This is a genomic window from Streptomyces sp. NPDC032091, from assembly GCF_055580265.1.
On sequence record NZ_JBVILR010000005.1, the window covers coordinates 307050 to 324863 of the forward strand.

At 74.2% G+C, this 17814-nt stretch carries 15 protein-coding genes; 9 read left to right on the top strand and 6 right to left on the bottom strand.

Translation table 11 applies throughout. The features are described 5' to 3' along the window. Positions 1-19: 19 nt before the first annotated feature. From ACZ5NJ_RS11835 to rsmH, 3 genes are all read right to left on the bottom strand, one after another. Positions 20-1984: a peptidoglycan D,D-transpeptidase FtsI family protein gene (locus tag ACZ5NJ_RS11835; RefSeq protein ID WP_468764573.1), complete on the bottom strand. Its 1965-nt coding sequence runs from the start codon at positions 1982-1984 to the stop codon at positions 20-22. Between the two features lie 84 nt (positions 1985-2068). Further along, the gene (gene ftsL, locus ACZ5NJ_RS11840) at positions 2069-2587 is read right to left on the bottom strand and encodes a cell division protein FtsL (RefSeq protein ID WP_468764574.1); all 519 of its coding nucleotides are present in this window, start codon (positions 2585-2587) and stop codon (positions 2069-2071) included. 32 nt (positions 2588-2619) lie between these two features. Then, positions 2620-3579, bottom strand: coding sequence for a 16S rRNA (cytosine(1402)-N(4))-methyltransferase RsmH (gene rsmH, locus ACZ5NJ_RS11845; RefSeq protein ID WP_468764575.1), 960 nt, complete (start codon positions 3577-3579; stop codon positions 2620-2622). 247 nt (positions 3580-3826) lie between these two features. Here rsmH and ACZ5NJ_RS11850 point away from each other — a divergent pair, with 247 nt between their 5' ends. From ACZ5NJ_RS11850 to ACZ5NJ_RS11865, 4 genes are all read left to right on the top strand, one after another. Continuing rightward, positions 3827-4441, top strand: coding sequence for a beta-class carbonic anhydrase (locus ACZ5NJ_RS11850; RefSeq protein ID WP_468764576.1), 615 nt, complete (start codon positions 3827-3829; stop codon positions 4439-4441). A 135-nt stretch (positions 4442-4576) separates the two neighbouring features. Next, positions 4577-5587, top strand: a complete 1011-nt coding sequence (locus ACZ5NJ_RS11855) for an AAA family ATPase (RefSeq protein WP_468764578.1) — start codon at positions 4577-4579, stop codon at positions 5585-5587. Further along, complete coding sequence (locus tag ACZ5NJ_RS11860; RefSeq protein WP_468764579.1) at positions 5587-6948, top strand: DUF58 domain-containing protein; 1362 nt, start codon at positions 5587-5589, stop codon at positions 6946-6948. The genes ACZ5NJ_RS11855 and ACZ5NJ_RS11860 overlap by 1 nt, the downstream gene beginning before the upstream one ends. After that, positions 6945-9374, top strand: a complete 2430-nt coding sequence (locus ACZ5NJ_RS11865) for a transglutaminase TgpA family protein (RefSeq protein ID WP_468764580.1) — start codon at positions 6945-6947, stop codon at positions 9372-9374. The genes ACZ5NJ_RS11860 and ACZ5NJ_RS11865 overlap by 4 nt, the downstream gene beginning before the upstream one ends. Before the next feature lie 285 nt (positions 9375-9659). Here ACZ5NJ_RS11865 and ACZ5NJ_RS11870 read toward each other — a convergent pair whose 3' ends face one another. Genes ACZ5NJ_RS11870 through ACZ5NJ_RS11880 form a run of 3 tightly spaced genes read right to left on the bottom strand, consistent with a single transcriptional unit; the run spans position 9660 to position 13256 of the window. After that, a complete protein-coding gene (locus tag ACZ5NJ_RS11870; RefSeq protein ID WP_468764581.1) occupies positions 9660-10286 on the bottom strand; it encodes a TetR/AcrR family transcriptional regulator in 627 nt (208 codons plus the stop codon). A gap of 29 nt (positions 10287-10315) precedes the next feature. Then, a complete protein-coding gene (locus ACZ5NJ_RS11875; protein WP_468764582.1) occupies positions 10316-12403 on the bottom strand; it encodes a YhgE/Pip family protein in 2088 nt (695 codons plus the stop codon). Further along, positions 12375-13256, bottom strand: coding sequence for an ATP-binding cassette domain-containing protein (locus ACZ5NJ_RS11880; protein ID WP_468764583.1), 882 nt, complete (start codon positions 13254-13256; stop codon positions 12375-12377). The genes ACZ5NJ_RS11875 and ACZ5NJ_RS11880 overlap by 29 nt, the downstream gene beginning before the upstream one ends. Positions 13257-13460: 204 nt before the next feature. Here ACZ5NJ_RS11880 and ACZ5NJ_RS11885 point away from each other — a divergent pair, with 204 nt between their 5' ends. The 5 genes from ACZ5NJ_RS11885 (at position 13461) to ACZ5NJ_RS11905 (ending at position 17698) form a co-directional block, all read left to right on the top strand. Then, entirely contained in the window at positions 13461-13943 is a 483-nt protein-coding gene (locus tag ACZ5NJ_RS11885; RefSeq protein ID WP_468764584.1) for an SAV_6107 family HEPN domain-containing protein, read from the top strand. Positions 13944-14019: 76 nt separating this feature from the next. Continuing rightward, entirely contained in the window at positions 14020-14778 is a 759-nt protein-coding gene (locus ACZ5NJ_RS11890) for a class I SAM-dependent methyltransferase (RefSeq protein ID WP_468764585.1), read from the top strand. A gap of 316 nt (positions 14779-15094) precedes the next feature. Then, entirely contained in the window at positions 15095-15496 is a 402-nt protein-coding gene (locus ACZ5NJ_RS11895; RefSeq protein ID WP_468764586.1) for a DUF3040 domain-containing protein, read from the top strand. Positions 15497-15601: 105 nt separating this feature from the next. Further along, positions 15602-16216: a DUF4126 domain-containing protein gene (locus ACZ5NJ_RS11900; protein WP_468764587.1), complete on the top strand. Its 615-nt coding sequence runs from the start codon at positions 15602-15604 to the stop codon at positions 16214-16216. 51 nt (positions 16217-16267) lie between these two features. Further along, on the top strand, positions 16268-17698 hold the full coding sequence (locus tag ACZ5NJ_RS11905) for a phytoene desaturase family protein (RefSeq protein WP_468764588.1): 1431 nt from the start codon (positions 16268-16270) through the stop codon (positions 17696-17698). The last annotated feature ends 116 nt before the right edge of the window (positions 17699-17814 follow it).

Consider the following 17814-nt stretch of genomic DNA (forward strand, 5'->3'; position numbering starts at 1 on the left):
TGGGACGGTCGGTTCTCTGTCAGGGCTGCGGGCTGGGCTGCGCGGGGTTGGGGGCGGTGGCCGGCGGAGCGGAACCGTAGGTCACGGGGAGGCCCGCGGGGGCCGTTCCGGTGGGCGCGACCTGGAGGGTCTTGAGTGCGAACTCCATGACCGTCTTGTAGATGGGGCCGCAGATCTGGCCGCCGAAGTAGCTGCCCTTGGTGGGGTTCTGGATGGCGCAGTAGACGGTGATCCGAGGGTCGTCGGCGGGGGCGAAGCCGGCGAAGGAGGCGGTGTAGCCCTTGTAGCGGCCGGTGGCCGGATCCACCCGGTTGGAGGTGCCGGTCTTGCCGCCGACCCGGTAGCCGGGGATCTTCGCCTTGGTTCCGGTGCCCTCCTGGTCGTCGACCACGGACTCCAGCATCTCGGAGAGGGCCTTGGCGGTCTGCTGGCTGATCACCCGGGTCTTCTCGGGCGCGGGCGCCGGGGTGAAGCGGCCGTCGGGGCCCTTGGTGCCGCGGACCAGGGTCGGGGTGACGCGGACGCCGCCGTTGGCGACGGTCGAGTAGACGGAGGCCGCCTGCATCGCGTTGAGGGACAGGCCCTGGCCGAAGGGGATCGTGTACTGCTGCGAGGTGGACCAAGCCTCCGGCCGGGCGAGGATGCCGCGGGACTCGCCGGGGTAGTTCAGGCCGGTGGGCCGTCCGATGCCGAACTTGTCCAGGTACGAGTAGAGGACCCTGTTGGCCTCGGCCTGGGTGGCGCCGAGCTGGCCGGTGGCCAGGATGGTGCCGATGTTGGAGGACTTGGCGAGGACCCCGTTGAGGGTCAGGTACCAGGTGGGGTGGTCGATGTCGTCCTTGAAGAGCCGGTCGCCGCGGTGCAGCCGGTTGGGGACCTCGACGTGGGTGTCGGGGGCGGCCTTCTTCTCCTCCAGGACGGCGGCCATGGAGATCACCTTGGCGGTGGAGCCGGGCTCGTACACGTCCTGGAGGGCGGCGTTGCCCATGGCGGCGGAGCGGGCGCGGCTGAGGTCGTTGGGGTCGAAGCCGGGGGCGTTGGCCATGGCCAGCACCTCTCCGGTACGGGTGTCCTGGACGATGACGTAGCCGCGGTCGGCGCCGGACTTCTCGACCTGCTCCGCGATGGCGCTCTGGGCGGCCCACTGGATGTCGCGGTCGATCGTCAGCTCGATGTCCTCGCCGGGGACGGCGGGCTTCTCGTGGGACCCGGCGGTGGGCACGCGGCGGCCGCCGGACTGGGCGTAGGTGATCTCGCCGGCCTTGCCGGCCAGCTTCTTGTCGAGGGCCGACTCCAGACCGCCGCCGCCCTTGCCCTCGGCGTTGACGTAGCCCAGTATCCCGGCGGCCAGGTCGCCGTTCGGGTACACGCGCTTGCTGCTGTTCTCGTTGAAGACCCCGGCGATGACGTTGGCGCCCGGCCCGTTGTTCCGCTTGTCGGCGGCCGCCTTGTCGGCGAAGAGCTTCTTGAGGTCCTTGATCTGGTTCCAGACCTGGGGGGTCTGCCGGCGGGCCAGGACCACGTAGCGGGTGTCCTTGGTCTTCAGCCGGGCGGCGATCTCCTTGGCGTCCTTGCCGAGGATCGGCGAGAGGAGGGCGGCGGCCTGCTCGGGGGCGTCGGGGGCCTTGCTCTCCTGGGGGGTGAACATCTTCGGGTCGGCGGTGATGTCGTACGCGTCGACGCTGGTGGCCAGGGCGACGCCCTTGCGGTCGGTGATCTCCCCGCGCTCGGCGGCCAGGACGTACTTGGCGAAGCGGTTCTCGGTGGCCTTGGCGGAGTACGCGGAGGCGTCGACGGCCTGCACCTGGAGGAGCCGGACGACGAAGGCGAGCATCACGAGGGTGAGCCCGACGCCGACCAGGCGCAGCCGGGGCTTGGGGCTCCCGAGCCGGATGGTGTGCGGGGCCCGCTGCGCGGGCGTCCGGCCGGGCGTACGGGGCCGGCCCGGCCCCGGCACCCGCCGCGGGGGCTCCTTGGGGCTCACCGGTGCGCTCCGCAGCGGGGGCCGCGGCCGCACGAGGGGGAGGGCGGGGCGGGGAGAAGTCCCGCAGGGAACCGCGTCACGACGTCACCTGCCTGGGGTCGGGGTGGGCATCGGGGTACCGCTCGCGGCAGGCTGGGCCGGACCGTCCGGGTTCTGGGTGGCGGCCGGGGCCGGGGGCGGCGAGGGCGGCGAGGGCGTCGGGGTGGCCGGGGCCGGCGAGGGCGGGGGCGGGGCCTCCGCCACCACCGGGCTGCCGGCGGTCCTGCCGTCGGGGCGGAGGAAGACGGGGCTGCCGCCCGGCACCAGGCCGAGCTCGCGGGCCCGCCGCTGGAGCGCGTCGGGAGCCGAGTAGGCGTCGACGTCCCGCTGGAGCGCCTGCTGCTCGTCGGTCAGCGCGGTGGTCTCCTTCTTCAGCCTGCTCAGCTGGAAGGACCCCTGGTTGAGCGCAGAGTTCAGCAGCAGCAGGCTGATCAGGCCGCCGGCCAGCAGCGCCCCGACCAGGAGGACGAACGGCATCTTCGCCGCCTGCCGGGCGCCGCCGGGGCCGCCGCCGGTGCGGCCGCGCACGAGGCGGGCCGCCTGCCCGCGGGTCAGCGTGGCCACCTTCCCGGCCCTCCCCGGCTTCCCGGCCTTGGTCACGGCCGCGCCTCGCGGATCCGCTCGACACCCCGGAACCGCGCCGGGGCGGCCCGCCGGTTCTCGGCGATCTCCTCCTCGGTGGGCAGCTCCGCTCCCCGGGTGAGGAGCTTCAGCTTCGGCTGGTACTTCTCCGGCACGACGGGCAGCCCGGGCGGGGCCGTGGAGGTGGCGCCGGCCGTGAAGACCTGCTTGACGAGCCGGTCCTCCAGGGAGTGGTACGACAGGACCGCGATCCGCCCGCCGACCGCGATCCGGTCCACAGCGGCCGGGATGGCCCGCTCCAGCCCGGCCAGCTCCCCGTTGACCTCGATGCGCAGGGCCTGGAAGGTCCGCTTGGCGGGGTTGCCGCCGGTGCGCTTGGCCGCCTGCGGCAGCGCGTCGCGGATCAGCTCCACCAGGCGGGCGCTGTTGCTGAACGGCTCCTTGGCGCGCTCGCGCACGATGGCGGAGACGATCCGCTTGGCCTGCTTCTCCTCGCCGTACTGGCGCAGGATGCGGACCAGCTCGCCCGGGGCGTAGGTGTTGAGGACCTCGGCGGCGCTGATGCCCGTCGTCTGGTCCATGCGCATGTCCAGCGGCGCGTCCTGGGCGTACGCGAACCCGCGGTCGGCCTCGTCGAGCTGCATGGAGGAGACGCCGAGGTCGAAGAGGATGCCCTGGACGGTGGGCAGCCCCAGGCCGTCGAGGACCTCGGCGAGGTCGGCGTAGATCGCGTGGACGAGGGTGGCCCGGTCGCCGAAGGGCGCGAGCCGCTCGCCGGACAGGCGCAGGGCCTCCTTGTCGCGGTCGAGGCCGATCAGACGTGCCTCGGGGAACCGGGTCAGCAGGGCCTCGCTGTGGCCGCCGAGGCCGAGGGTGCAGTCGACGACGACGGCCCCCGGCCTCTCCAGCGCCGGGGCCAACAGGTCCAGGCACCGCTGGAGCATCACCGGGACATGTCGGGACTCGCTAGTCAAAGCGCCCTCTCAGATAACGGCGCGGCAGGCATACGCCGCGCCGCGCACGCGGAGTGTTACCAGGGGGCCGGGCGGCCGGTGGGGCCGGGCTCCGGCCGGTTCGCGTCACTTTAGTGCAACGCCCGCCCCGGTCAACGAACCGCCCCGCACGCGGTGCGCCCCTCCCCCGGCGCATCCGCAAAAGCCGTGAATCACCCGGACGGCGGCCTCCTTCGCACCCGTGTGGGTTAGCTCACAACAATCATGGTTGACCTTCTTTGTCCGTCCTCACCCCCTGCCCGGACGGCCCGTGACCACTAACGTCGTAGACATGACGACATCCGCATCCCTGCCCGCACACTCCGCGACGACGGCAACCGGCGGCGACTCCGTCACCGACAGGCTCGTCACGGCCAACCGCCGCTACGCCGCCGAGTTCGCCGACCCCGGCATGGACGCCCGCCCCGTCCTCCAGGTCGCGGTCGTGGCCTGCATGGACGCCCGTCTCGACCTGCACAAGGCCCTCGGCCTGGAGCTCGGCGACTGCCACACCATCCGCAACGCCGGCGGCGTGGTCACCGACGACACCATCCGCTCGCTCACCATCAGCCAGCGCGCCCTCGGCACCCGCTCGGTGATACTCATCCACCACACCGGCTGCGGTCTCGAAAGCCTGACCGAGGACTTCCGGCACGAACTGGAGGACGAGGTCGGCCAGCGCCCCGCCTGGGCCGTGGAGGCCTTCCGCGACGTGGACCAGGACGTCCGCCAGTCCATGCAGCGGGTCCGGACGAACCCGTTCCTGCTCCACAAGGACGATGTGCGAGGCTTCGTCTTCGACGTGCACACCGGGCTCCTGCGGGAGATCGATCCGGCCGGCTGAGTGACACAGCGCCGGACGCCGTCAAGAATGCGGTGAGACGTCACCCGGAACCACTCCGGGGCGGTGTCCGTGTTTCGGGGTGGGCCGGACCGTGTGCATGCGCGTCGGCCCTGGAAAAGGGCCGAGGAGAACCAGGTGACCACGTACGACGACCGAGCGAGCCTCGCTGATCTGACCAGCACGGCCGAGCGGGTCCGCCAGTCGGTCGAGCGCGTGATCGAGGGCAAGCCCGAGGTCGTCCGCCTCGCGCTGACGGTGCTGCTGGCCGAGGGCCACCTGCTCATCGAGGACGTGCCCGGCGTCGGCAAGACGATGCTCGCCAAGACCCTGGCCAAGTCGATCGACTGCTCGGTCCAGCGCATCCAGTTCACCCCGGACCTGCTGCCCTCCGACATCACCGGCGTCAGCATCTACGACCAGCAGCGCCGCGAGTTCGAGTTCAAGCCCGGCGCGATCTTCGCGCAGATCGTCATCGGCGACGAGATCAACCGGGCCTCCCCCAAGACGCAGTCGGCGCTGCTGGAGTCGATGGAGGAGCGCCAGGTCACCATCGACGGCACCACCTACGCCCTGCCCAGCCCGTTCATGGTCGTCGCGACCCAGAACCCGGTCGAGATGGAGGGCACCTACCCCCTCCCCGAGGCCCAGCGCGACCGCTTCATGGCCCGCGTCTCGGTCGGCTACCCCAGCCCCGAGGCCGAACTGGAGATGCTCGACGTGCACGGCGGGCTCTCCCCGCTCGACGACCTCACCGCCGTCGCGCACGCCCACGACGTCGTCAAGCTGATAGAGGCCGTCCGCGAGGTGTACGTCGCGGTCCCGGTCAAGCGCTACGTCGTCGACCTGGTCTCCGCCACCCGCGGCCACCCGGACCTGCGCCTGGGCGCCTCCCCCCGCGCCACCCTGCACCTGCTGCGCGCCGTGAAGGCCTCCGCCGCCCTGTCCGGCCGCGACTACGTCCTGCCCGACGATGTCCAGCGGCTGGCCGCACCCGTCCTCGCGCACCGCCTCCTGCCGACCGCCCAGGCCCAGCTGAACCGGCGCACCGCCGAGCAGGTCGTCCACGACATCCTCCAGCGCACCCCCGTCCCGGCCACGCACACCCGCGGCGAGGTCCCGCCCGGCGCGGGCGCCCGGAGCTTCTGATGGCGGCCGGTGCCCCGCACGGCGCCGGCGGGCAGGCCGGGAGCCCGGGCGGGCTGCGCGCCTCGCTGTCCGGCCTCACCACCCGGGGCCGCTCCTTCCTCGCCGCCGGCGCCGCCGCCGCCGTCTGCGCCTACGTCCTCGGGCAGGGCCAGCTGCTGCGGGTCGGACTGCTGCTCGTCGTCCTGCCGCTGATCTGCGTCCTGGCGCTGCACCGCACCCGCCAGCAGGTCACCGCCGGCCGCCGGCTGACCCCGCCGCGGGTGCCCGCCGGCGGCGAGGCCCGGGTGCAGCTGCGGCTGGAGAACGTCTCCCGGATGCCCACGGGCCTGCTGATGCTCCAGGACCGGGTGCCCTACGTCCTCGGACCGCGCCCGCGCTTCGTACTGGACCGGGTCGAGTCCGGGGGCCGCCGCGAGGTGTCCTACCGGGTCCGCTCCGACCTGCGCGGCCGCTACCCGCTGGGCCCCCTCCAGCTGCGGCTGACCGACCCCTTCGGGATGGTCGAGCTGACCCGCTCCTTCACCGCGTACGACACCCTCACCGTCATCCCGCGCACCCAGCCCCTGCCCGCCGTCCGCATGACCGGCGAGGCGGGCGGCCACGGCGACGGCAGCCGCCGCTCCCTGGCCCTGGCCGGCGACGACGACGTGATCCCCCGCACCTACCGGCGCGGCGACGACCTGCGCCGGGTCCACTGGCGCTCCACGGCCCGCTACGGCGAGCTGATGGTCCGCCGCGAGGAACAGCCGCAGCGCAGCAAGGCGACCGTCCTGCTGGACACCCGCTACCTCGCCTACGAGGGCGCCGGCCCCGACTCCGCCTTCGAATGGGCGGTGTCGGCCGCCGCCTCCACCCTGCTGCACGTCCTCGAACAGGGCTTCGCGGCCCGGCTGCTCACCGACACCGGCGACTGCGTGCCCGGCGCCGGCGCCTTCGCCGGCGGGAGCTCCGCCGGCGGCCCGGAGTCCGCCGAGGCGGCCGGACTGATGATGGACACCCTCGCGGTCGTCGGCCACTCCGAGGGCGGCGGCCTGGGCCGTGCCTACGACGCGCTGCGCGGCGGGACGGGCTCCGGTTCCGCGGGCGGCGACGGACTGCTGGTCGCCTTCTTCGGCGACCTGGACGACGAACAGAGCGAGATGGCGGCCCGGATGCGGCAGCGCAGCGCGGCCGCGGTCGCCTTCGTACTGGACCCCGCGCTGTGGGCCGGAGCGCCCTCGCGGGTGGAGGAACGGCTGCGCAGGCTGCGGGACGCGGGCTGGACGGCGCTGGCCGTCCCGCCCGGCGCCGCGTTCGCCGAACTGTGGCGGCAGGCCGGGAACGCGCCCGCCGGCACACGGATCCCCGGAGGGACGGTATGAGCGGGCGGACGCGCCTGACGGTCTTCGGAACGCTGGCGACGCTGCTGACCGCCTGGTCGCTGGCCCCGCTGGTGGAGAGCTCCGGCTGGCTGGTCCAGGCGGCCCTGCTGCTGGCCGTGCAGGCCGCGGTCGGCGCCGGGGGGCGGCGGGTGCCGCTGGCCCGGTCGCTGACCGTGGGCGCCCAGCTGCTGGTGTCGCTGCTCCTGCTCGCCCTCCTCTTCGCGGGGAAGGCCGAGTCCACCGGGAGCGGGCCGCTGGCCTTCCTGGTCACCGACTTCGCGGGACTGTTCCAGCAGGGCGTGCGGGACGTCGGCGAGTTCGCGATACCGGCGCCGCTGACGGACGGCATCCGGCTGCTGCTGCTGGCCGGGGTGCTGCTGATCGGGCTGCTCGTCGACGCGCTGGCGGTGACGCTGCGGACGGCCGCGGCCGCCGGGCTGCCGCTGCTGGCGCTGTACTCGGTCGCCGCCGGGCTGTCGGCCGGGCAGGGACGGCCCTGGCTCGCGTTCCTGCTGGCCGGCGCCGGCTACCTGATGCTGCTGCTGTCGGAGGGCCGCGACCGGCTGGCCCAGTGGGGCCGGGTGTTCGGCGGCGCCCCCAACGCCCGGACGCCCGCCTCCGCCGGCTCCGGCTACGGGGCCAACGGGGCCGGCGGCACCCGCGCCGTGGCCCCCGTGCGCACCGGGCGGCGGATCGGCGCGGTCGCGCTGGGCCTGGCGCTGGCGGTGCCGGCCGCACTGCCGTCGCTCGGCGGCGGGATGCTGGGAGCCCAGGGCGAGGACGCCCCGTCGGCGGGCGGGGGCGGCGGCACGATCTCGGCGGTCAACCCGCTGGTCTCGCTCCAGAGCAGCCTGAACGCGCAGGACAACCGGGTCGTCATGAAGTACCGCACGGACAGCCCGCAGCTCGGCGAGCAGTACCTGCGGATCCTGGCCCTCGACGAGTTCAACGGGGTCAAGTGGGAGGCGTCCGCCCGCCCGCTCACCGACGTCCCGCAGCGGCTGCCGAACCCGTCGGGGCTCACCGAGGAGGTCCGCCGGACCGCGGTCGAGGTGCGCACCACCGTCTCGGCGGCGGACACCTACGCCCAGCGCTACCTGCCCATGCCGTACCCGGCGACGCAGGTCGACATCCCCGGGAAGTGGCGCTTCGAGCCGGCCGGCCGGACCCTGGTCGGCGACCAGCTGGGCAAGGACCGCTTCCAGAACGTGCAGGGCGCGCAGTACACCGTACGGAGCCTGCTGCTGCGGCCCACCGCGGAGCAGCTGCAGTCCGCGCCGCCCGCGAACGCGGCGGTGCACGCCGAGTACACGAAGCTCCCGGACAACCTGCCGCCGGTGGTGGCGGAGACGGCGCGGCGGGTCACGCAGGGCGCGAAGGACGACTACGCGCGGGCGGTGAAGCTCCAGGACTTCTTCGCCGTCAGCGGCGGCTTCCGCTACGACACGAAGGTGTCCTCGGGAACCGGTTCGCAGGCCATCGTGCGTTTCCTGGAGGACAAGGAGGGCTTCTGCGTCCACTTCGCCTTCTCGATGGCGGCGATGTCGCGGACGCTGGGGATCCCGGCGCGGGTCGCGGTCGGCTTCACCCCGGGCGAGAAGCAGTCCGACGGCACGGTGAACGTCTCCATGCGGGACGCGCACGCCTGGCCGGAGCTGTACTTCGAGGGCGTGGGCTGGACCCGGTTCGAGCCGACGCCCCGCTCGGGCATCACGCTGCCGGACTACAGCCGTCCCGAGGCCCCGGCCCCGCAGCCGTCCGCGCCGTCCGCGGCGCCCTCGCAGTCGGCGTCCGCCGCGGCGGCCGCGCCCTCGCAGGCCGAGGCGTGCCCGCCGGAGATGAAGAGGCTCGGCGAGTGCGGCGGGCCCGCGGCCCGGCAGCAGCAGACCGGGTCCGGGTCGGGCGGGGTGTCGGCGGGGACGGTCCTCGCCTGGACGGGGGCGGCGCTGCTGGTGGCCGGGCTGCCGCTGCTGCCGCTGCTGTGGCGCCGCCGGGTGCGCGAGCGGCGGCTGGCCTCGGGTGATGTCCTGGCCGCCTGGCGGGAGCTGGGCGACTGTGCGTGGGACGTCGGGATCCCGCCGGACGGGGCGCTGTCGCCGCGCCGGGCGGCCGGGCGGGTCGTGCTCCGGGGCCGGCTGGAGGGTGACGCCGCCGAGGCGGTGCACCGGGTCGCGGGCGCGGTGGAGCGGGTGCTGTACGCGCCGCCCGGCGCGGAGGCCGTGTACTCCGGGCTGGCCGTGGACGTCCGCACGGCCCGGGCCGCGCTGCTGGCCGGCGTCGGCCGGTGGCCACGGCTGCGGGCGCTGCTGCTGCCGCGTTCGGGGGCCCGGGTGACCGCCGCGGCCTCGGCCCGGCTGTCGGCCGCCTCGTCGGCGCTGTCCCGCGCCGGCGGCCGCATCCGGATCCCGCTCCGCGGCCGGGGCTGACCGGATTCCGGCCCGCGCGGCGTGTGAGCGCAAAGGAAAAACGCCGGTGCGGCCGGGCTCGTTCCCCCCGAGCCCGGACACACCGGCGTTCTGTTCCCCGGGCAGGAGCCGGTCCGCTCCGCGGCCCCGTGTCCGCGGTGCGGGCCGACCTGCCCTTGTCCCCAGCCCCCAGTCTGCTGTTTCCGCAGGTGGGAGCCCATCCGTACGGGTACTCATCTGTGCACCTAGGTACGGATACTCAGTTCTACGCCGCCCGGCCCCCCGGGCGGCACCGCCGACCGGGGGTCAGCGGCTCCCGCTCACCCGCCCCCGCAGCAGCAGCGACAGCGCCGAGTGGACGTCGTCCAGCGACCGCTCGCTCTGGAAGGCCTGCCAGTCCAGCGCGGCCACCAGCACCATGCCGACCAGCGCCGCCGCCGTCAGCGGCACGTCGATCTCGGCGCTGAGTTCACCCCGCTCGACCCCTTCCCGCAGCACCGACTCCACCACCGCCACCGCCTGGCCCCGGACCACCATCAGCGTGCCCTGCCAGGCGCGGTTGGTGCGCCAGAGCTCGGCGACGTACAGCTGGGTGAAGGCCGGGTAGCGGTGCATGAAGACGAGGCCCGCGCGGATCATCGCGTCGAGCGCCTCGATGCGGCTGCCGCCCCGCTCCTCCGTCTCGTCCGCCGCCGCCCGCAGTGAGGCGGTCAGCAGGCCGACCCCGTGGCGCAGGAGCTCCTCGAAGAGCTCGGTCTTGCTCGCGAAGTTGTAGTAGACGGTGCCCTTGGCCACGCCCGCCCGTTCGGCGATCTCGTCGACGGTGGTCGCCGAGAAGCCCTGTTCCGCGATCAGGGTGACGGCCGCCTCGTACAGCTTCTGTCGCGTGGCCTGCCGCCGGGCGCCGCCGGCGGTGGTGCTGCTGCTTTCCATGGCGCTGATTCTCACAGGTCAACAGCCCCTTACAGGCTCAGTTCCGGGTGCAGTCGGTCCATGGTCCACACCTGCTTGCCGCGGGCGGCGAGGGCGGTGAGGGCCAGGGCCCCGGCGGTGAAGGCCAGCAGGACCACGCCGCCCTGCCACACCGGGGTGAGGTCCCCGCCGGTGATGAGGCGGCGCAGGCTCGCGACGATGTACGACATGGGCAGGTACGGGTGGATGGCGTTGAAGAAGTCCGGGCTGGTCTGGACGGGGTAGGTGCCGCCCGCCGAGGTCAGCTGGAGCATCAGGACGGCGAGGACCAGGATGCGGCCGGCGGCGCCGAACTTGGCGTTGAGCCACTGGACGATCGCCGCGAAGCAGGCGGTGACCAGGACCAGGAACCCGACGGTCAGGGCCGGGTGTGCCATCTCCAGGCCGAGGCCCCAGTGGAGTACGGACATCAGCGCGCCCACCTGCGCGGCGCCGAGGCCGACCACGGGCAGCCAGCCCGCGAAGGCGATCCGCCAGGAGGAGGCGCCGGCGGCCAGGGCCCGCTTGTTCATGGGGGCGATCAGCATGTAGGCGACCATCGCGCCGACCCAGAGGGAGAGCGGGATGAAGTACGGGGCGAAGCCGGTGCCGTAGTTGGGCGCCTTGTGCAGGGGGTCGCTGGCGAGCTGGACGGGGTCGGCCATGACCTGCGTACGGGCGTCGCGCTGCTTCTGGTCGTAGTCCGGGATCTTGCCGGCGCCGTCGTGGAGGCCGCCGGCGAGCCGGCCGCTGCCGTCGACCAGCTTGACCATGCCGCCGCCCAGCTGCTGGGCGCCGTCGCCGAGCTTGCCGACGCCTTCGCCGAGCTTGCCGGAGCCGCCGGCGGCGGTGCCGAGGCCGGCGTGCAGCTTGACCATGCCGTCGGCGACCTGGTGGGCGCCGTCGTTGAGGGCGTTGGCCTTGGCGACCGCGGCGTTGAGGTCCCCGGCGAGGCCGGGCGCCTTGTCGGCGAGCTCGCGGGCCTTGTTCTCCAGGTCGGTGAGCTGGCCCTGGAGCTTGGTGATGTCGCCCCTGCTGTTGCCGAGGACGGTGTTCGCGTCGGCGCTGAGCAGGGCGGCCTCGGCCGCGTCGTCCTTGATCTTCTTCTGTGCCTCGCAGAACCCGGCGGGCAGCTTGGGGTCGGGCTTGGCGCAGTACTTGGCGTAGTTGGCGTCCGCGAGGCCCGAGAGGCGCTTGGTGACCGCGGCGGCGGCCGGCGCGTGCTCGGCGGCCTTGTCGAGGTGGTTGTTGACGACGTGGGCGGTGTCGGCGACCAGCTTGGCGGTGTCCGCGAGGTTCTTGGGGTCCTTGACGAAGGGGCGGGCCTTGTCGGCGGCGGCGTTCGCCAGGTCGGCGACCTTCTGGGTGCCCTCGGCGACCTGCCGGGAGCCGGTCTCCAGCTTGCCGGCGCCCTCGTCGAGCTTGTTCAGGCCCCCGGTGAGCTCGCCGGTCTTCTCCTTGGCCGTGTCGAGGCCGTCGGCCAGCTCCTGGGCGCCCTCCTGGGCCTTGCCCGCGCCGTCCTTGAGCTGGTCGGCTCCGTCGGCGGCCTCGGCGGTCTTGTCGTGCAGGTCGGAGAAGTTGACGAAGATCTTGTCGAGGAACTTCCGGGAGGCCTTGGTGGAGGCGGCCGAGCGGACCTCGGAGAAGACGGTGCGCGAGATCGAGCCGACGATGTAGTTGTTGGCGTCGTTCGTGCGGACCTGGAGGGCCCCGGTGGTGGGGTCGGCGCCGCCGCTGGAGGCGACCTTCTCGCTGAGGTCGGCGGGCATGGTCAGGGAGAGGAAGTACGTCCCGTCCTCCAGGCCCTTGGCGGCCTCGTCGGCGCCGACCACGCGCCAGTCGAAGGTCTTGCGCTCGCGCAGGTTCCGGGTGAGCTCGCCGCCGACGTCGAGGTGCTCGCCGTTCACGGTGGCGCCCTTGTCGGCGTTGACGAGGGCGACGGGCACGTGGTCGAGGCGCTTGTACGGGTCCCAGAACGACCAGAGGTAGAGGGCCCCGTAGAGCAGGGGCAGCAGGAGCAGCGCGACGAGGGCGGCCCGGGGCAGCTTCCCCCGCCCGAACCGCTTCAGCTCAAGCGCGGCCAGTTTCGGCGAGCGCATCGTCCGCCCCCTTCGTGTCTTCTTCGTCGTCGGTGTCGTCGTCGGTGTCGTCGTCGGTCGCGCTCTCGGTGCCGCCGTCGGTCCCGCTCTCGGTGCCGTCCTCGGTGCCTTCGCCGGCCGCCTCGGCGAGGGACGGCGCGGGGGCCGCCTCGGGGCGCGGGCCCGTGCGGACCACGGTCGCGTCGTCCGGGGCGTCGCTGCACACCGCGAGGACGGTGGTCCCCCGGGCGGCGACGGAGCGGAGCAGGGCCCAGACCTCGACGCGTTCGGCGTCCGAGAGCTTGAGGTCGAGGTCGTCGAGGGCGAGGAGCCGGGGGCTGCCCAGCAGGGCGATGGCCACGGAGAGCCGGAGGGCCTCCAGCCGTTCCAGGTCCCGTACGGAGGTGCGCGGCCCCTTGGGCAGGGTGGCCGGGTCGAGCCCGACGGCGGCCAGGGCCTCCTCGACGCGGGCGGCCGGGGCCGGTGCGCCCGGCTCGCCGCGCCGGCGCAGCAGGGTCCGGACGGGGGCTTCGTAGCGCCGCTGGAGCATGGCGCCCTCGCGCAGCTGTTCGGCGACGGTCAGGGCCTGGTCGAGGTCGTTGACCCCGGGGACCGGGCCGAGGGCGGCGATCCGGCGGACCGCGGCCATCTTCTTCGGCAGCCGGAGGCGGCCGATCTCGGCGTGCCCCTCGGTGGGTTTCATCCGGCCGGTGAGGGCCAGGAGCAGGCAGGTGCGGCCGCTGCCGGACGGGCCCTCGACCGCGATGAGCGAGCCGGGGGCCGCGTCGACGGCGATGTCCCGGAAGACCCAGCCGCGCGGGCCCTTGAGTCCGAAGCGTTCGGCCTTGACGGCGGCGCCGTGCGGGCTGTCCACGCCCTCCCCCTCCTTTTGAACTGACCAGTCAGTTCAAAAACTAGCAGGTTCGGGTCCAAGTGCGGTACCGGAGGGGGACTTTCGGGACGAAGACGCAGGTCAGGGCGATTGTCAGTGCCGGGCTCCACGATGGACGCACGCAACGGATGCGGACACACCACCCGCTACCACCGCCGAGCACCACGCAACGACAGGAGGTTCGTCATGGCCACACCGTCCCCGTCCCCTGTCCACCCCGTCCCGCGCAGGGCCGCCGCACCCCCGGCCGCCCTGGACCTGCTCGCCAAGGCCCGCAGCGGCCTGGCCGAGGCCGCCCTGCTGCCCCGGCCCCACGAGCGGTACGCCACCGCCCACCTCGCCGCCCTGCGCGCCGCCGCCGCGGTCCTCGCCGCGCGCGCCCGGCCCGAGCCGGTCCGCCCGCGCCGGCGGCCCCGGATCCGCAGCGCGTGGGAGGTCCTGCCGGAGCTGGCGCCGGAGCTCTCCGAGTGGAGCGCCCTCTTCGCCTCGGGCGCCGCCCGCCGGGCCCGGGCCGAGGCCGGGATACCGGACGCGGCCACCAGCCGGGACGCGGACGACCTCGTGCGGGAGGCCGGGATGTTCCTGCGCCTGGTGGAGCGGATGCTCGCGCTGCAGCCCCCGGCCCAGCCGCTGCCGCAGCCCCGGCCGGAGCGTCCGGACGCGGGATGAGCTGCGCGGTCGGCCGAGGCAATAGGGTGGGGCACGCACCGCACCCCGACCCAACGCCGCCGAGGAGCCATCAGCCGTGTCGGACACTTCCCGCCCCCGTGCCTCCCTCCGCACCGCCGTGGTGTGGGAGGTCCTCAAGGAGGCCCTCGACCGCCGGGTGAAGGCGACCGGGCGGGATGTCCTGGACGTCCTCGACACCGGCGGCGGCACCGGCAAGTTCGCCGTGCCCGTCGCCCGTCTGGGCCACCGGGTGACCGTCGTCGACCCCAGCCCGAACGCGCTGTTCGGGCTGGAGCGGCGGGTCGCCGAGGAGGGCGTCGCCGACCTGGTGCGCGGGGTCCAGGGCGACGCCCAGGGCCTGCTGGAGGTCGTCGAGCGGGACGCGTACGACGTGGTGCTCTGCCACGGCGTGCTGGAGTACGTGGACGACCCGGCCGAGGGCGTGGCCAACGCCGTCGCCGCGCTGCGCCCCGGCGGCGTGCTCAGCCTGCTCGGCGCCGGCCTGGGCGGGGCCGTCCTGGCCCGCGCGCTGGCCGGGCACTTCACCGAGGCCCGCACCGCCCTCACCGACCCGGCCGGGCGCTGGGGCTCCGGCGACCCGGTGCCCCGCCGCTTCACCGCGGAGCAGCTCGCGGAGCTCGTCTCCGGGGCCGGTCTGGAGGTCGGCGCCGTACACGGCGTGCGGATCTTCGCCGATCTGGTGCCCGGGGTGCTGGTGGACACCGAGCCGGGCGCGGTGGAGGCGCTGCTGCGCCTGGAGGAGGCCGCCGCCGAACTGCCCGCCTTCCACGCGGTGGCCACGCAGCTGCACGTCCTGGGCGAGAAGCGGGCCTGATCTGCGGGACCGGCCCTCGGGCCGCATGCGCGGACCCGGTCGGAGTTACCTGCGCGAGACCCCTCCGTTCCCGCGCCGTGACCCGTATGATCGGACCACCGCCCGGCATGGCGGGCCACGCAATGGGGAATAAGCGCCTCAGTGACCGCGCTGGTGACGGTACGTTTCACGCAGTGGTTTTCTACGCAGTGGTTTCTCGCTCAGCGATGTGCAGAATGTGGCGTAGAGGGCGGGTATCACGGGGGCGATTCCCCGCCTATCCTGAAGGGGACCCCTGGTCGCTACCCCCCGCGACCGACGGATGAGGAGGACTCCCGTGCCGCTCTCGGAGCACGAGCAGCGCATGCTCGAGCAGATGGAGCGAGCGCTGTACGCCGAAGACCCCAAGTTCGCGACAGCGCTTGAGGGCAGTGGACTGCGCACGTACACCCGGCGACGGGTCTACCAGGCAGTCGCGGGCATTGTGGTGGGTATCGCGCTCCTCATGACCGGTGTGATCTGGCAGGAAGTGCTCTGGATCAGCGTGGTGGGATTCCTCGTCATGCTGGCCTGTACGGTCCTCGTGGTCACCGGTTGGCGCAAGGCACCCAAGCCCGGCGAGCAGCCCGTCTCCGGAAGTGCAGGCGGTCCGGCCCGTGGCCGGAACCGACAGCATCGGTCGATGATGACCCGTATCGAAGAACGGTGGCAGCGCCGCCGGGACGAACAGGGGCACTAGCCCCGCACCCCTTCCGTCCGGTGAGGGACGGCCGCGCGATCGCGATTGTCCCTCACCGTTGTGCGATCCGCACCGTTTTCCCTCCCGCTGCGGCATGATGCCCGTGTGAGTGTGCTCCCCCTGGTCTTCACCAGCGGCTGGGCCAGCGGGATCAACGCCTACGCCGTGGTCCTCCTGCTCGGCGTCTTCGGCGCGACCGGCCTGACCGACGAGGTCCCGGCCTCCCTCCAGCGCACCGACGTGCTCGTCGTCGCCGGTGTGCTCTTCCTGTGCGAGGCGGTCGCGGACAAGATCCCGTACGTGGACTCCGTCTGGGACTCCGTCCACACCGTCGTCCGCCCGGCGGCCGGGGCCGTGGTCGGCGCCCTCCTGGCCGGCCAGAGCGGCTCGCTCCCCGACATCGCGGCCGGCGCCCTGGGCGGTTCCACGGCCCTGGCCAGCCATCTCGTCAAGGCCGGCACCCGAATGGCCGTCAACACCTCCCCCGAGCCGTTCAGCAACATCGTGCTGAGCACCGCCGAGGACCTGGGTGTGGCCGGCATCGTCACCTTCGCCATGTTCCACCCGACGGCCGCGGCGGTCATCGCCGCCGTCCTGCTCGCCGCGGGCCTGGCGATACTGGTCTTCCTCTGGAGCCGGATCCGGCGCTTCCGGCGACGGCGGGCCCAGCGGCGCGAGGAGAAGCGGATGGCGGCGGTCCGCGGGGCTCCGCCGTACTGACCCGCTGACCTCGCTCGATGGCCCGGACGCCCGCTCGATAGGCTCAGCGCCATGGCAAGAATTGCGGTGATCGGCGCCGGCATGGGCGCGATGGCGACGGCGGCCCGGCTGGCCGTGGCGGGCCACCAGGTGACGGTCTACGAGCGCGGCTCGACCTACGGCGGCGCGCTCGGCCGGTACGAGCGCGACGGCTTCGCCTTCGACACCGGACCGGGACTGCTGCACCTGCCCGCCGTCTACCGCGACCTGTTCGTGAAGACCGGCAAGCGGCCGCTGGAGGACCTCGTCGGGATGGTCCAGGTGGACCCGGCCGTCCGGCACGTCCTCGACCACGCCTCCGTCACCCTCCCCGGAACCTCCCGGGGCGGGGTCGCCGCCGCCCTCGACGAGGCCTTCGGCGCCGGCGCGGGCGAGCGCTGGAACGACCTGCTGGGCCGTGCCCGCGACACCTGGGACGCCACCCGCCGCCCCCTGCTGGAGGAGCCGCTGCGCCCCGACTGGCAGGTCCTCGGCCGCGACCCCTACCCCGCGCTGCGCGGCAGCGGCCTGCTGCGCCGCCGCCAGCCCACCCTGGCCGAGGTGGCCCGGCGCGAACTGGGCGGCGGCCTCGGGGAGCTGCTGCGCGGACGGGTCCTGGCCTACGGGCTGGACCCCGACACGACACCGGCCGCCGCAGCGGCCCTGCCGTACATGGAGCAGACCTTCGGCACCTGGTACGTCCGGGGCGGGATGCGCGAGCTGGCCACCGCCGTGTACGAGCGCTGCCTGGAGCGGAAGGTGGAGTTCGTCTTCGGCGCCTCCGTGAAGGCCGTCCTGAGCCGCGACGGCCGGGCGGCCGGGGTGCGGCTGGCCGACGGCACCGAGGCGGCCGCCGACTCCGTCGTCTGCGGGATCGACCCCCGCCGGCTCGCCGGCTCCGTGTCCTGGCCGCGCGGCAGCGTGCAGGCCCGGGGCGGCTCGGTACCGGGCCGGCTGACCCTGCTGCTCGCCCTGCGCGGCGGCCGCCCGGCGGACGCCGTCCACCGCACGCTGGTGCACTCCCCCGGATCCGCCGCCGTGCAGCTGGTCACGGTGCTGCGCCCGGACGACCCGGCCACCCGGCCCGACGCGGACCACGAGGCGGTCACCGTCAGCGCCGTGTGCGGGCCCGCGGGCGGGGCGGCGGTCCCGGACCCGGAGAAGCTGCTGGACCTCGCCGCACGGGCCGTCCCCGACCTGCGCAAGCGGCTGCTGTGGCAGGAGGTGCGCACCCCCGCGCAGGTGGAGGCCGCGACCGGTGCCGTCGGCGGCTCGGTGCCCGCCCCGGCCCTGCCGGGCGACGGGGGCCGTCTGCTGTACCCGGCCAATGCGACGGGACTGCCCGGGCTGTACCTCGCGGGCGGCTGGGCGCACCCCGGCGGCGGGCTGGCGCACGCGGGGATGACGGGGGCCCTGGTGGCGGGCCTGATCGTCGAGGGGGCGGACTTCCGCGGCTCGCAGTGAGCCGGTCGAGGGGGGGGGGGGGGGGGGGGGGGGGGGGGGGGGGGGGGGGGGGGGGGGGGGGGGGGGGGGAGGGGCGGGGGGGGGGGGGGGGGTGGTGTCTTGTTTTTTTGTCTGGG

Coding starts and splice junctions, on each gene's coding strand:
- ACZ5NJ_RS11860 (WP_468764579.1), top strand. CDS start 5,587: ATGGCGGCCGGTGCCCCGCACGGCGCCGGCGGGCAGGCCGGGAGCCCG.
- ACZ5NJ_RS11865 (WP_468764580.1), top strand. CDS start 6,945: ATGAGCGGGCGGACGCGCCTGACGGTCTTCGGAACGCTGGCGACGCTG.
- ACZ5NJ_RS11870 (WP_468764581.1), bottom strand. CDS start 10,286: ATGGAAAGCAGCAGCACCACCGCCGGCGGCGCCCGGCGGCAGGCCACG.
- ACZ5NJ_RS11875 (WP_468764582.1), bottom strand. CDS start 12,403: ATGCGCTCGCCGAAACTGGCCGCGCTTGAGCTGAAGCGGTTCGGGCGG.
- ACZ5NJ_RS11885 (WP_468764584.1), top strand. CDS start 13,461: ATGGCCACACCGTCCCCGTCCCCTGTCCACCCCGTCCCGCGCAGGGCC.
- ACZ5NJ_RS11905 (WP_468764588.1), top strand. CDS start 16,268: ATGGCAAGAATTGCGGTGATCGGCGCCGGCATGGGCGCGATGGCGACG.